General features: G+C 56.3%; 12 protein-coding genes. 10 read left to right on the top strand and 2 right to left on the bottom strand.

Annotated features, from left to right (window positions below):
* The first annotated feature begins 1 nt into the window (after position 1).
* The 6 genes from GEOB_RS08480 to nuoB are packed head-to-tail and all read left to right on the top strand — an operon-like array spanning position 2 to position 7,360.
* Positions 2 to 2,005, top strand: a complete 2,004-nt coding sequence (locus GEOB_RS08480; protein ID WP_012646791.1) for a proton-conducting transporter transmembrane domain-containing protein — start codon at positions 2 to 4, stop codon at positions 2,003 to 2,005.
* 34 nt (positions 2,006 to 2,039) lie between these two features.
* Positions 2,040 to 2,948 (top strand): respiratory chain complex I subunit 1 family protein, encoded by a 909-nt coding sequence (locus GEOB_RS08475; RefSeq protein ID WP_012646790.1) that lies wholly within the window; start codon positions 2,040 to 2,042, stop codon positions 2,946 to 2,948.
* A gap of 2 nt (positions 2,949 to 2,950) precedes the next feature.
* A complete protein-coding gene (locus tag GEOB_RS08470) occupies positions 2,951 to 3,589 on the top strand; it encodes a hydrogenase (RefSeq protein ID WP_012646789.1) in 639 nt (212 codons plus the stop codon).
* A 4-nt stretch (positions 3,590 to 3,593) separates the two neighbouring features.
* Positions 3,594 to 5,027, top strand: coding sequence for a proton-conducting transporter transmembrane domain-containing protein (locus GEOB_RS08465; protein WP_012646788.1), 1,434 nt, complete (start codon positions 3,594 to 3,596; stop codon positions 5,025 to 5,027).
* On the top strand, positions 5,024 to 6,547 hold the full coding sequence (locus GEOB_RS08460) for a hydrogenase large subunit (protein ID WP_012646787.1): 1,524 nt from the start codon (positions 5,024 to 5,026) through the stop codon (positions 6,545 to 6,547). Before GEOB_RS08465 ends, GEOB_RS08460 begins: the two co-directional genes overlap by 4 nt.
* 42 nt (positions 6,548 to 6,589) lie before the next feature.
* Positions 6,590 to 7,360 carry an NADH-quinone oxidoreductase subunit NuoB gene (gene nuoB, locus GEOB_RS08455; RefSeq protein ID WP_012646786.1) on the top strand — a complete coding sequence of 257 codons (771 nt, stop codon included), beginning with the start codon at positions 6,590 to 6,592 and terminating at the stop codon, positions 7,358 to 7,360.
* 10 nt (positions 7,361 to 7,370) lie between these two features.
* On the opposite strand, the gene GEOB_RS08450 is transcribed toward nuoB, so the two are convergent.
* Positions 7,371 to 8,423 carry a cache domain-containing protein gene (locus GEOB_RS08450; protein WP_012646785.1) on the bottom strand — a complete coding sequence of 351 codons (1,053 nt, stop codon included), beginning with the start codon at positions 8,421 to 8,423 and terminating at the stop codon, positions 7,371 to 7,373.
* Between the two features lie 204 nt (positions 8,424 to 8,627).
* On the opposite strand from GEOB_RS08450, the gene GEOB_RS08445 reads away from it, so the two are divergent.
* The 4 genes from GEOB_RS08445 (at position 8,628) to GEOB_RS08430 (ending at position 13,494) form a co-directional block, all read left to right on the top strand.
* The gene (locus tag GEOB_RS08445; RefSeq protein ID WP_012646784.1) at positions 8,628 to 8,963 is read left to right on the top strand and encodes a hypothetical protein; all 336 of its coding nucleotides are present in this window, start codon (positions 8,628 to 8,630) and stop codon (positions 8,961 to 8,963) included.
* 106 nt (positions 8,964 to 9,069) lie between these two features.
* The gene (locus GEOB_RS08440) at positions 9,070 to 10,548 is read left to right on the top strand and encodes a tetratricopeptide repeat protein (RefSeq protein WP_012646783.1); all 1,479 of its coding nucleotides are present in this window, start codon (positions 9,070 to 9,072) and stop codon (positions 10,546 to 10,548) included.
* Between the two features lie 9 nt (positions 10,549 to 10,557).
* Positions 10,558 to 11,550 carry a FecR family protein gene (locus GEOB_RS08435; protein WP_012646782.1) on the top strand — a complete coding sequence of 331 codons (993 nt, stop codon included), beginning with the start codon at positions 10,558 to 10,560 and terminating at the stop codon, positions 11,548 to 11,550.
* Between the two features lie 15 nt (positions 11,551 to 11,565).
* Positions 11,566 to 13,494 carry a hypothetical protein gene (locus tag GEOB_RS08430; protein ID WP_012646781.1) on the top strand — a complete coding sequence of 643 codons (1,929 nt, stop codon included), beginning with the start codon at positions 11,566 to 11,568 and terminating at the stop codon, positions 13,492 to 13,494.
* A 203-nt stretch (positions 13,495 to 13,697) separates the two neighbouring features.
* Here GEOB_RS08430 and GEOB_RS08425 read toward each other — a convergent pair whose 3' ends face one another.
* A complete protein-coding gene (locus GEOB_RS08425) occupies positions 13,698 to 14,204 on the bottom strand; it encodes an ABC transporter (RefSeq protein ID WP_012646780.1) in 507 nt (168 codons plus the stop codon).
* Between the last annotated feature and the right edge of the window lie 69 nt (positions 14,205 to 14,273).

Genomic DNA, 14,273 nt, shown 5'->3' with positions numbered 1-14,273 from the left:
CATGAATACATCGGAGATGATTGACCCTGCACGTATTATCATGACAGGGGCAATTTTCGCCGGCCTTTCAGGAGTTCCCGGCCTTTTCCCACGCCTTGGCGCTGCCGTCGCCCAAAAATTGACAACCCTTCTTGCCTGCTTCGCCTCCCTGTGCGGTCTGGGCGGAGCAGTCTTTGTCGCTGTCAATGGCATGACGGAGTACTTTGTCATTGACTGGAGCCTCCCCTTCGGCCCCTGTGAAATCCGGATCGACCCTCTGGCCGCTTTTTTCCTTATACCCATTTTTCTCGTTTCCGGCGCCTGTGCCGTTTATGCCAACGGCTACTGGCCTGCGGACAAGCATGCCGGCACCTCCAGACTCCTCGGCTTTTTTCTCGGGCTCCTCTCATCATCAATGGTGCTGCTCATCACCGCCGGCAACAGCGTCTTCTTCCTCATCTCCTGGGAAGTGATGGCCGTCTCAGCCTATTTTGCCATCACAGCTGAAAATGAGGATCACGAGGTGCGCAAAGCCGGATTCGTCTATCTGGTCTGCACCCATGTGGGAACCCTGGCGCTTTTTGTCATGTTTATAATCCTCCGACTGATGACCGGTTCATTTGCCTTTCCCCTCGCAGCAACGCTGTCCCCCCTGGGGCCTGGAGCAGCAGTGATTTTCTTCACCGCCCTGTTCGGCTTCGGCATGAAGGCAGGCATCATGCCGCTCCATATCTGGCTTCCGGCTGCCCATGCCAATGGACCGAGCCATGTATCAGCCATGATGTCAGGTGTAATGCTGAAGATGGGCATTTACGGCATCATCCGCATCCTTTCCACGTTCTCTCCCGTGCCTCTCTGGTGGGGATTCGTCATTCTCGGAGCGGGTATCATTTCCGGCTTGGCCGGGGTTATTTCCGCCATAGGCCAGCAAGATCTGAAAAGGCTTCTTGCCTATAGCAGCATTGAAAATATCGGCATCATCACCATGGCCTTGGGCACCGCCCTTATCGGCATCTCAGTGGGAAATGTCACACTGGTAATGATGGGCATGGGGGGATGTCTGCTCCATGTGCTGAACCACTCCCTCTTCAAATCTCTGCTGTTTCTTGGAAGCGGCGCGGTAATTCATGCTGCCGGCACCAGGGAACTCTCGCGCATGGGAGGACTTGCCAGGCAGATGCCTCGCACTGCCCTTCTCTTCTTCATCGGCTGTGTCGCCATCTGCGGTCTTCCGCCTCTCAATGGCTTCATTTCCGAATACCTCCTCTACCTGGGATTCTTCTCCGGCATCAATGGTACCGGCATCCCGGTCTTTGCCAGCATGGGGCTTGCCATCTTTTCCCTGGCACTCATCGGCAGTCTGGCACTCGCCTGTTTCGTAAGGCTCTGCGGCATTGCCTTTCTTGGCCACAACCGCTCTCCGGATCGGGCAGAAATGCATGATGCCCCGTTGACGATGCTCATCCCCATGGCGCTCCTGGCTGCATGCTGTCTGGGGATAGGGCTGCTGCCCCTTTCCGCCGTCAATCTTGTCAAGATTCCGGTTCTGGCAATATTCCCCTCAGTTTTAGCGGCCGGAACGGACGTTTCTTCTCTTGCACCGCTGGGTCTCCTGGAGGCATGCGGCCTGATCCTCGCCCTGGTCATGATCGCCCTTGCCGCGCTTTACCTGCGGCGGCTGAAGATGAATCCTCCGGTTCCCTCATCCACCTGGGGGTGCGGATATCTGCAATCTTCTGCACGAATTCAGTACAGCGCCACCTCTTTTGCCGAAATGCTGGTACACTTTTTCCGCGGCATTCTGCAGCCAGCCTATGCCACACCCAAAATCAGCGGCTTTCTCCCCGCTGCTTCGCGGTTTTCCAGCCGCATCCCGGAAACGGTGCTCGAAAGACTGCTGCTGCCTTTCGTACGGCTTGCCGGGCTGGTCTTTTCTTTCATGCGCCGCCTGCAGCATGGCGAGCCGAATTTGTACGTATTCTATATCTTCGTCACACTGGTGATGCTGCTGGCATGGTCCTACTAGACGAGTGCCAGCCTAGCCGGACAGAGGTTTCATCATGACCGATATATTGATCCATGCACTTCTCATCATCCTCATGCCGCCGCTCCTCCTCGGGGTGATCGGAAAAACCAAGGCCGCCTTTGCCGGCAGGATCGGCCCGTCATATTTTCAACACTACTACGACCTGGCAAAACTGATCCGCAAGGGTATGGTAATCAGCGACACCACCACCTGGGTCTTTACCGCTGGGCCGGTGATCACCCTGGCCGCTACTCTGGTTGCAGCCTTGTTGATCCCCCTGGGCAACCATCAGGCTCCCATCGCCTTTGCCGGGGACATGATACTCTTTGCCTATCTCTTTGCCCTCGGACGGTTTTTCACCACCCTGGCGGCCCTTGACACCGGTTCAAGCTTCGAGGGGATGGGCGCGGCCCGGGAAGCGACCTTTGCCTGCCTCGCCGAACCGACGCTGTTTTTTGCCCTGATGACCCTGAGCAGGATGAGCGGCACCCTTTCCCTTTCCCCAATGATGTCCAACCTGTCGGTCTCCATGTGGTTCAGCTCCGGCGCCGCACTCCTTCTTCTCGTCGGCGGGCTGTTCATAGTGCTTCTTGCGGAAAACTGCCGTATTCCGTTCGATGATCCCAATACCCACCTGGAACTGACCATGATCCACGAAGTGATGGTCCTTGATCACAGCGGACCCGCCTTTGCCTATATCCTCTACGGTGCGGCCATGAAACTGTTCGTCATGGGGGCGTTCTTCATCAATATCGCCCTGCCCCTGAAAAGCGGCAACGCCATCCTCGACTGGGGCATTTTCATCCTGCTCATGCTCGGGCTGGCAGTGGCCATCGGGGTCGTGGAATCAATAATGGCCAGGCTTCGACTTATCCGTGTTCCGCAGCTGCTGGTTGCAGCCTGCATTCTTTCCGGCTTTTCAATGCTGTTGATCCTGAGGTGACCATGAATATATTTGCCGATCAATTGCTGGTGTTCGTCATGCTGATCAATTTCCTCGTGCTCGGCTCAAGCCGAATGGCAATCGCCATCCGCGCCGTTGCCGTACAAGGAGTTGTCCTGGGACTACTTCCCGGCATAATTCATCATTTTTCCTGGCACCTGGTAGCCATAACCGTCGGCATCATCCTGGCCAAAGGGGTGATGATCCCCTGGCTTCTTTTCGGGGCCATGAACAAGATCCAGATCAAGCGGGAGGTGGAGCCCTTCATCGGCTATGTTTCGACACTGATCATCGGTGCCATAACCACCGCCCTTGCCTTTGTCTTCGCTGCCAAACTGCCGCTGGCGCCTGAGCACCAGGGGCTTCTCTTTGTCCCTGCGGCCATCGCCACCATGATGACCGGTTTTCTCGCCCTGACCACCAGACGTAAAGCCATAAGCCAGGTTATTGGCTACCTGATCCTTGAAAACGGCATCTTCATCTTCGGCCTGCTCCTGTCGACAGCCATGCCGGTAATGGTAGAGGCAGGGGTTCTTCTCGACCTGCTTGTCGGCATCTTCGTCATGGGCATTGTCATCAATCACATCAGCAACGAGTTTTCTTCCATAGATACATCGCGGCTGACCGCACTGAAGGAGTAAGTAGATGTTTTACAGCCTGGTTCTGCTACCACTGGTCGGCGCACTACTGGCCTGGTTCATACCTTCCAACCGCCACCGGCCGCTGGTGCTTCCCCTTTTTGCCGCTCTGCATCTGAGCCTGACCGTCGATGCATTCATTGCCCCCCCCGCCCCGTCTCCGGGGGGATGGCTCGTGCTGGACCCGATCGGCAAACTGTTTCTCGGCGTCGAGACCCTTCTTTTCCTTACCTGCGCCGTCTATGCGGTGGGCTACCTCTCCCACCGCCAGGAACGATCAAACCGCGTCCTGTGCATGGGGCTTCTCGTCTGCCTGTCCGCCATGACCCTGGTAACCATTTCCCATCATCTGGGGCTACTCTGGGTTGCCCTGGAAGCCACCACCCTCACCATGGCGCCTCTCATCTACTTCAACCGCAATGCCCGGTCCCTTGAAGCCACCTGGAAATACATGCTCATCTGTTCGGTGGGCATCGCCCTGGCCCTGCTCGGCCTCTTCTTTCTTGCCTACTCTACCGTTGTCGCCCAAAAGGAAGCCACGCTCCTGCTGGAACCACTGATCGCTTCAGCGGGTCAGCTTTCACCGGCCTGGCTAAATGCTGCCTTCATCTTCCTTCTGGTAGGCTTCGGCACGAAGATGGGTCTGGCGCCGCTTCACACCTGGAAGCCGGACGCTTACGGAGAGGCTCCAGGCCTGGTGGGAGCGTTGCTGGCAGGGGGACTGGTTAACTGCGCCTTCCTGGCCATCATCAGGGTTTACCAGGTTTGCATGCGGGCCAGCGAAACCGCCTTCTATCACAATGCCATGATTGTCCTGGGTCTTGTTTCAATGGCCTTCGCCGCCGTGTTTGTCGTGCGGCAGGCCGATTTCAAGAGAATGCTCGCCTATTCCAGCGTGGAGCACGTGGGAATTTTGGCCATAGCCTTGGGGATAGGTGGCGATGCCCTCTTCGGGGCGCTGTTCCACGTCATCAACAACGGCCTGACCAAAGGGGTCCTGTTCCTCACCTCGGGGAATATTCACCGGGCCTATGGCAGCAAGAATTGTGAACAGGTGAAAGGAGCGTTGCACCGGGTCCCATGGTCGGGGGCGCTCTTTTTGGCAGGATTCATCGCCATCACCGGCTCCCCCCCCTTCAGCCCGTTTCTCAGTGAATTCACCATCGTCAGCAGCATCTTCAGCCAAAAACAACCCCTGGTCGGAGCCCTGTTCCTGCTCTTCCTGGCCATCATCTTCCTCGGTATGGCCTCCTCCGTGCTGCCGGTGGTAATGGGCAGAATGACACCGGCCGTCACCAGGACCTCCTATCGTGACAGCTTCCTTACGGTCGGGCCGCCCCTGTTCCTGATGGCCATCATTCTGGTACTGGGGCTATGGCTGCCGGCCCCGCTGAAAGCACTCCTGCAGCAATCGGCCCAGCTTTTGGAGGTACGGCCATGACAGACACCTCCTTTATGAAGACGTTTTACAACGGCGAGTCCTTACCACTTGCCGCAGTCCCCGAGGTGAGACTGGAAGAATTTCTCCAGGCCATTATAAACGCCGCAGACCACGGCTGGAAAATCTCCGCTTTTTTCGGTGAAGGAAACCCTGCCGAGCTTAATCTCTATGTTGTGCTAACAGCCAGAGCCGACGGCTTGATCGGAGTGATGCGCAGCAAATGCAGCGGCAATTTTCCCTCCATTACCCCTTACTGTCCACAGGCCAATCTTTTCGAGCGTGAAATCGCCGAGCAATTCGGGATAGTACCGGAAGGACACCCCTGGTTCAAACCGCTCCGTTTCCACCAATCCTTCAGGCCCGGTTACGATGCCTGGGGACGAGCCGACAGGAGCGCCATCCTCCCCGGTGTCACCGATTTCTACCGGGTCGAGGGAGAGGAAGTCCACGAAGTTGCAGTCGGGCCGGTCCATGCCGGAGTGATAGAGCCGGGACATTTCCGTTTCCAATGCCACGGCGAAGAGGTTTTCCACCTGGAAATAGCCCTGGGATACCAGCACCGGGGCATCGAAGCGGCATTGATCGGCGGACCGAAACCACGAACCCTCTATGAGATGGAAACCATAGCCGGAGACACCACCGTCGGCCACGCATGGGCCCACTGCATGATCCTGGAGTCTCTGGCCAATATTCATCTGCCGGCCAAGGCAGAGGTACTACGGGGTATCGGCCTGGAACTGGAACGACTGGCAAATCATACCGGGGACCTGGGGGCCATCGCCGGCGACACCGGCTACCTTCCCACCTCGTCCTACTGTGGCCGTATCAGGGGCGATTTCCTCAATATGAGCGCCATCCTTTGCGGCAGTCGCTTCAGCCGGGGGCTGATCCGCCCCGGCGGTACCGGCTTCGACTGCAGCCGGAAACAGTCGGACGAACTCCTGCAGCGACTGGCATCAGCGCGAAAAGATCTGACCAATGCCGTCGATCTTATCTGGGCGACCCCTTCGGTGCTTGCCCGCCTTGAAGCCACTGGTACCGTCAGCAGGGAAACGGCCAAAGAGCTCGCCCTCACCGGCCCAGCAGCAAGAGCCTGTGGCATTGCCACCGATACACGCCAGGATTTCCCTTTCGGCATCTATCAGATGAGCCAGATTCCCGTGGTTACCGCCAGAAGCGGAGACGTTTACGGGCGGACTCTGGTCAGATGGCTGGAAGCGGAAAAATCACTGGAGTTCCTGGAGGAACAGCTGCGTCAGTTGCCCAGCGGTCGCCATGCTACCCATATGGGGGCGCCGGCCGGAGAAAGGCTTGCCGTGGCCTTGACCGAAGGCTGGCGAGGAGAGGTCTGTCATGTGGCGCTGACCGACGAATCGGGCAGGTTCAGTCGTTACAAGATTGTCGATCCATCTTTCCATAACTGGCCGGGACTGGCCATGGCCCTGCGCGGCCAGCAGATATCGGATTTTCCCCTGTGCAATAAGAGCTTCAACCTGTCCTACTGCGGATTCGACCTTTAACGTACGAACGATCTGCCGACGATATTTTTAGCTGAGGATATTATGCTTAAAACCATACTCGCCCGCATCCACCAGAAACACCGCACCCTGAAATATCCCGATGAACCGGCACAATTGCCTGAGCTTTTCCGCGGTTACCCTGTCCTCAACGCCGAGGCCTGCCCTGCCGACTGCCGTCTGTGTGCCAATGCCTGTCCATTCGGCGCCATCAGCCGCAATGAAAACTGTCTGGCACTGGATATGGGCAAATGCCTGTTCTGTCCGGAGTGCACCCTGTCGTGCCCCCATGGAGCCATCAGGTTCAGCCGCGATGAGAAGCTGGCGGCAAGAACTCGCCGGGATTTGATCGTATCTTCGGATGGAGAGCGGAAATTAACCGAAGCGCTGGAAGCAAAAATGCTTTCCCTCTTCGGCCGGTCTCTGAAACTGCGTGAGGTATGTGCAGGGGGGTGCAATGCCTGTGAGGCAGATGTGAACGTTCTGTCAACGGTGGCTTGGGACCTGGGACGATTCGGCATCCAGTTCGTGGCATCGCCGCGCCATGCCGACGGCATCCTGGTGACCGGTCCGGTTACTGAAAATATGCGGGAAGCGCTGCTGAAGACCTATGAGGCAGTGCCGGCACCGAAAATCGTCATCGCCAGCGGTGCCTGTGCCATCAACGGAGGGCCTTTCATGGACTCGCCGGAGGTGCACAATGGTGTGGATGGGCTGCTACCTGTGGATCTTTATATCCCTGGCTGCCCTCCCCACCCGTTCACCATACTTGACGGCCTGCTCAGGCTGTTGGGCCGCCTTCAGGAGGGGAAATAAGCCGCCCCGGTCATAGTTCCGCCGGCTTCTTAGCCTCCGGAACATTCTGCTCCTCCACCGGTGACACTGCCTGCTGAAAATGAATGCGGCTGATGTACCAGTCGAAGAAGGCCAGGGCCAGGCCGGAGATCACCAGCGTAAGCGCCCCCAGCCTCAACAGCAGTCCGTAAATGCTTCTCTCTTCCCAGGTTACATCGGAAAAAAGCACAAATTTGCCGATAATATTTCCTGCAGCGTCTATGGATGCGTCAAAACCGCCACTCAACGACCGCCCGCCCGATCTTAGGAGAAAGTTCCTGTCCTTGTCCGAAACTTCCAGGATGCGGTCCAATCCTGGATACTGCCTATCATTGTTGGTGGAAACAACGACGTAGTTCCTGTACTGATCCCAGTTCCCATAACGCCCCGACATCCTCAATCCCTGTTCCCATTTCCCCTTGTCGAGAAATTTCTTGTCCACAACCGACAAAAGTTCCATGTTCATCAACTTGGAGATACGTGCGGTCAGCTGCTCCACGTCTTCACCCAGTTCGATGTATCCCGTCAACTTGCCGTCGATGTACCACGGGTGGACCGATCGCAACGCCACAGTGCCATAGGGTCCCATTTCCACGCCATTGGCGGGCTTACCCAAATGGGCGGCAATGTCGACGGTGGTCAGATCGATAAGGTCGCCGAAGCTTTCCGGCTTATGCACGCGGAGAAAACATATTTTGTCGGTGGTAATGAAGTAGAAGTGGGTAATCCGGCTCCGATTGCGCAACCCCTCGAATATTGGCAATGCATCGCGCAGCAGGGCCTGACGGTCCCCGGACAGCCAGGCTTTCTGCAGCTTTTCATCTTCCTTGAGCAGCACGAGAAACGCATTGAGGAGATCGGTTTCGTTCTGGATCTGGCTCTGGTAGTTCTTGTGGAAAGCATCTAGCCTCAACACTGTATCAGACTGGATGTGATCCCACTGTAAACGATAGACAGTGTAGATGAGGCCGCAGAGAAAAACCGCCATCGACATTACAAGGGGAATGAACAGCTTTCTTCGTACTTTCGCTATTTTAAAAGCCATTGCCCCCCCTGGCTGCGTCGTCTGATCCGGAATTGACCGCTATCAGCACTGGCCAGCCATAATAAAGTAGTGATTTGTCTATTTCAAGAAAAACCTGCCCCCCCTTTGCCATTGCACAGGCACCCGACAAAAAAACTAAAGCCACTTTACCACATGCCGATAAATACCATTATCGAAGCTCTACCAAAATATCGGAGAAAAACCATGGCTGATTTGATAGACGTGCCCCCGGACATGACCGTGAAAGACATCATCATCATGAAACGGCTGCAAAACGATTTCTTTGCAGAAGTGCGGCTGGTGATGAGAAATGGCCAATATGAGGCCGCCCTTTTTCTCAATGACCGGTTCAAACCGGGCCCCCCCATCCCACAGCCCCTTGATAATCCCAGCGGCGACCTCACCCATTGGATGGGCGTCCGGCCCAGTGTCGGCCTGACTGCAGAAGAGGCCGAGCGGATACTGGACGAGGTCAGCGCCGAAAATGCCATCCACCATAAGAGAATGAATGAAAGGTGGGGCAAAAATAACGATGTTTAAAATTTATTTTTACGGAAATCTGTTGCAATTACACGTAAAAAGTATTGACAGGAAAGAAAATTTAGTGAAAAACTTTTCCTGACAAAACATTGTTTCAGGAGCTGCCATGCCACGTATATTATTATTGCTGATGGTCTTTCTGCTGCCGTCAACCGCGCTGGCAGGCCAGGAACAGCTTGAACTCGGAATCAACGAGTATCAGGCGGAACGTTTCGAGGAAGCCCAGGAAATTCTGGCTGCAGCTCAAAAGGAGCAGCCAACATCTTCAGCAGTCGCTTACCATCTCGGGCTGGCCCTGAAGCAAACCGGCAACCTGGAACAAGCCGTGGCCAACCTGAAAATGAGCCTGAAGCTTGAACCGATGGTTTCTGACGCATATCCTGAGCTCATTGAGCTACTTTATCTGCAGAACGATTTCGCAGAGGCGGGCAAATTCATTGCCATGGCAGAGAGTGCCGGGGTAAAACCGGCCAGAGTAGCTTTCCTGAAAGGGCAGGTATTGGCTGGGAACGATAACAGCGAAGGAGCAGTGGCCGCCTTGATCAAGGCCAAGGAAATCGATCCCGCCTTGGCACAGCAGGCGGACTTCCAGATCGCCCAGATATACCTGAAGCAGGGGGACCGGGACAAGGCACAGGAAAGCCTCAAATCGGTCATCTCCGGCGACCCTTCATCCGAGCTGGCAGGTTTTGCACGAGAATATGAAAGAAGATTGACGGCAGCTGCACCCCGGAACTGGCATATTTTCGCCGGAGTAAACCTGCAGTACGACGACAACGTGGTGGTAAAACCGTCCCAGGATGTACCTGGTCTCTTTCTGCCCACGCCCCATGACTGGAGCAGCAATCAAAATCTGCGCATCCTTTATGAGATGCCTGCCAGGGGACCATGGCTTTTCAATGGCCAGTATTCCCTGTACAACAACTCTTACTTCAAGCGTGACGAATACAGTCAGCTCTCCCAGGGAGTCACCCTGGCGCCCGCTTATCGCCTGACGCCACAGTTGATGTTCTCCCTGCCAGTGTCTTTCAACTACACACTTCTGAGCTACGAGGCATACTCCAATCAAGTTACGGTCAAACCAACCGCCACCGCCTTTTTCGCATCTGATCACCTGGGGCAGGCGTCGTTCGGTTACAGCAGACGCAATTACCTGCAGAATACCGTCTCATCTGAAAATCGCGATGCCGACGGCTATGCAGGGCAGATGGGCTACATCTATCTGTTTGCCGAAGAGAGAGGCTTTTTCAACCTTCGCTACGAATTTTCCCTGGAGGATGCACAGGGTAACAATTGGTCCTATCTGGGGAACAGGCTTAATGCAGATCTGCTTCTGCCCCTCGCTTCAAGGACCAGCGTCATTATATCTCTTGAGGGGTTTTGGCAGAATTACCTCAACAATCACACGGTCTATGGCATGAAGCGGGAAGACGCCACCTATGCGGCTACCGTCAACCTTAGCCATGAACTAACCGACGGCATATTTGTCAATTTCCAGTATTTCCACGCCTCGGATTTTTCCAACCTGGCCCTCTACGAGTATGACCGCAATGTCTATTCAACAGGGGTTGAAGTCCGCTTTTGAGGTGAACACATGATCGACATACCGGGCAGATCACTATTCCTGCAGCTGGCTCTGCTTTTCACCTTGGTTGTGATGGGTTCAAGCACAGTCCTGGCGGCAGAGGACATTGCCTCTTTCAAAATCGTAAGCGGAACCGTTGATGTGCTGCGTAACGGCAAACTGCCGGCAGTTACGGTCAAAACCGGGGACAAGCTCGGTGAGGGTGATTTTGTCCGCACCAGGAGCGGCAGCTTTGCGGAGATCCAGTTCAAGGACGGCACCATCCTCAAGGTTGCTCAAAGAAGCCGTATCGACATCGGGACATATTTTTCCGGACAGCGGGAAAACGGCGCCAACGTGCGATTGCCGAGGGGCAAGGTGGAAGCCATCGTCGATCCTGTCAGGGTCAAGCGGGCCGGAGAGGGGCGGCGTTTCGAGGTTCATACCCCCAATGCCGTTGCCGGCGTCAGGGGAACCGATTTCATCGTCAGCCACGACCGAAGCATGACCGGCGTCCTGGTCCGCCAGGGAAGCGTCTATACCTATAATCGACGCATGCCCGACCGGATAGTCACCGTCACGGCTGGCAATATAACCACCATTGCCCCCGGCGCTCCGCCACAGCCCCCGCGCCAGGCGCTGCCGGCAGAAACACAGCATATGGAAAAAGGTGTAACGACGCCCAAGACAGAAAGCGGCGGTCAATCCGGCACCCAGGGGACCGGTCAGCCGGCGGCCCAGTCAACCCCGGCAGCAAACGGAAACCAGACAGAAGGCACAGACATTCTCAGTCAGTCAGCATCGTTGACCACCACTATTGCACCGACATCCACAGGAACCGCTCTTATGGGCAGCACCATACCGTCGGCAATCACAACAGCTCCCACGTCTTCAGTGAAGACGACCACACAGGCACCGCCACCTCCGCCGCCGGTGGTTGCACCGGCAACAGCCACACCACCCCCTCCTCCGCCACCGGCTGTTCCGACCACGACAAATGTCAATGTGAATGTAAATTTCTAACAGGGGGTAGCTTCCATGGGTAACCGGTTCATTTTTTCCACCCTCCTCTTTTTCATATTGATGGCATGTGCAGGCTGTTCCGGGAGTGGCACTGCCGGAACCAGCAAGGTTACGGTAAGTTTCGGCCAGGCTGCGGCAAAAGGGGGCGTAACATCAAAAACGGTCTTTGCCGGCATGACCACCGCAGCCACCAGCACAGGCATCCTTCCTTCCATCGTCAAAAAGATAACCATTACCGTCACCGCACCGGACATGACGGACATCGTCAGGGTCATCACCGTTGCCCCCGGGCAGACTTCCGCATCCGACTCCTTTGCCGTTCCCAATGGCAGCGGCCGTGTCTTCAAGGTGATTGCCCAGGATAACTACAATAACACCCCCTATACCGGCAGCACCACCGTCGATCTTAACGGAACCGACACGGCAGTGCCGGTCACCATGCAGGAAGACGTCAATCAAGCCATAACCGCCAAGCTTTACCTGTACTTCAAGGATACCATAGAGGCCAAGGGGACCGCCCTGACCGCTGCAGATCTGGATCGGTTCTATGCAACGAGTTTCGGCATCCATGACGGTCTGGGACGGGCGGCAGCCATTGATTTCGATGTGAAGGACTATAAATTCGGGGATATTCTCTCCAAAGGGATGGTCAGCCTGACCGCCTCAGCCAAACCGTTGTCCGCCGCAGTCGGCAGCCCGGTCAAGGTTACCGGTAAAGGCTTTTTCAAGGATGGCTCCTACGGCTTCCCCGATGACGGCTTCATCATGGTCAAGGAAAACGGGGAATGGAAGATCACCGGCAACAATTATCGGTCGGCAGTTGAGATGAGGGGAATTACCGCCCAATGGCTGGGCCTGCCGACAGGCGTCCGGATAGAGTCCGGGTTCATGGTCCGGGTGGAAGACCGGGACAACATCGGCCTCGTTTCCGCTGTCGTTAAAGGACCCGGTCTCCCCACCGGCGGCATAGTTCTCGCCCAGGACGCCATGTACCCGCAGCAGATGCGGCTCGGCAACGCCTACTGGGCCTCCCCTCAACTGCCCACCAAGCAGTGGGAGATGTATGTCATTGACGATGCCACCCTGGGCTCCATAGCCCCGAACTCCGTCTATACCTTCAGTATTTACGACAGCAACAACGTGGTGGTGGAAACGAGGACGGTAACCATGCCGGCAAGGCCATGGCTGCGCTCCGAGGTCACAGCTGCCTATTTCCCAGCCCTTTCCGGTATATCCCCGGTCACAGGGGCAACCGACGGCCATTATCTGGCCGACGCACGAATCAGCGGCACCCTGACCTACGGCGTCGCCGTGCCCACCGCCTTCAAGGCGAGCTGGTTCGACACCTACCTCAACTATTACGGTTGGGACTCCCTCGGCAAAGCAGGGTATTTCTTCGATAGGGACCTGCTCCTAAGCGATACCAGCGCCTCCTTCAGCAGCACCTTGCCGGTCCTTGCCATCGGCGGCAACCTCACCGTCGCCGCAGAGGATTTCGACAACCGGCGGGAGATCGAGACCACCTGGCTGTTTTACGGTCCTCCATCCCCCATGCAGATTTCCTCGGTCATACCGTTCATGACGACCACCTTCCAGGACCCCACCGGGGTCACCGCCCCCGCAGGCGGCACCATCTGGAAATTCGGCACGGCGCCTCCCACGGTTACCTGGGGCGGATCGCTTCTTTTTGCGTCGGGTGTCGAGGTCTTCCTGCTGGCTGACGATCCGGGCAAACTGGCCACACCCCTCTCTTCCGGCGATCCATTCCCCGGCAGCATCTGGGTCAAGCTGACGCCGACGGTGGTTCCTGCTTCCACCGGCACCTTCACCCTTTCGGCACCAGTGGAAACCCTGGGCATAGTCGGCAGCGGCTGCCGGATCATGGTGGTTTCCACCTCAGGCGATGTATGGGCGCTGTCGGCACCATTCATCATTTCGCCCTAGGGGCTGATGAAAACCATCCATCTGCGGCGTTGCCCTCACCATTCGGCACTGCGACGTACCTGCCGGTACGCCTCATGCCTCAGATTTCGGGCGCCTTGCACCTGAATGGTTTTGATCAGCCCCAAAGACAGCTGAAACGCGCCGAACTGACGGCCGAAATCGCGGCACCCTTCCAGGCAACATTTCCCACCTACGGCTCTGCCTCAGGCCCTGCCGGTAAGGTATTCGAACCCCTTCGGCCATATCCCCAGTACCTGACGCAGCAGGGCCAGCTCGCCTATGTGGTAGGCGTTGTGGTCCGCCACCAGCAGTATCTCCCGAAATATTGTGTAGCTTTTGGCATGGGGGATGGGGGCAAAAAAGTCGGTCTCCGGGTTACTGACTATCCCCTTCAGGTTCTCCAGGTCTGAGAGTACCCCCTCCACACTCACATACCAATCCTTTTCATCGGCTTTTTTGTCAGGAGCCGGACGGTAACCTTCGGGATAGTCCGGCGACACATGATCGGGATCGATCATGAACTGCAGGATGTCCCACTGGGCAATGCGCAGGTGTTCGACGAAATGCCAGCAGGAATAGGGTGTATGCGGTGCCTTGCTGTTAATGTGCTCCATGGGGAACCGGGCGACAACATCGGCAAAATCCATATGGGCTTCCCCACCGGACAGCAGGGCCAGTAATTCCTTTCGCAACAGGTCGTTACCCTTCATGTTACCTCCAGAGTTTCAGCCTGATTTGACTCTCCCCCGACTTTATTTATACTTTTTAATATTATTGCC

This window comes from Geotalea daltonii FRC-32, assembly GCF_000022265.1.
Classification (GTDB): Bacteria; Desulfobacterota; Desulfuromonadia; order Geobacterales; family Geobacteraceae; genus Geotalea; species Geotalea daltonii.
Note: the sequence above shows the minus strand (reverse complement) of the source record. Positions and strands in the feature narration are given on the sequence as shown.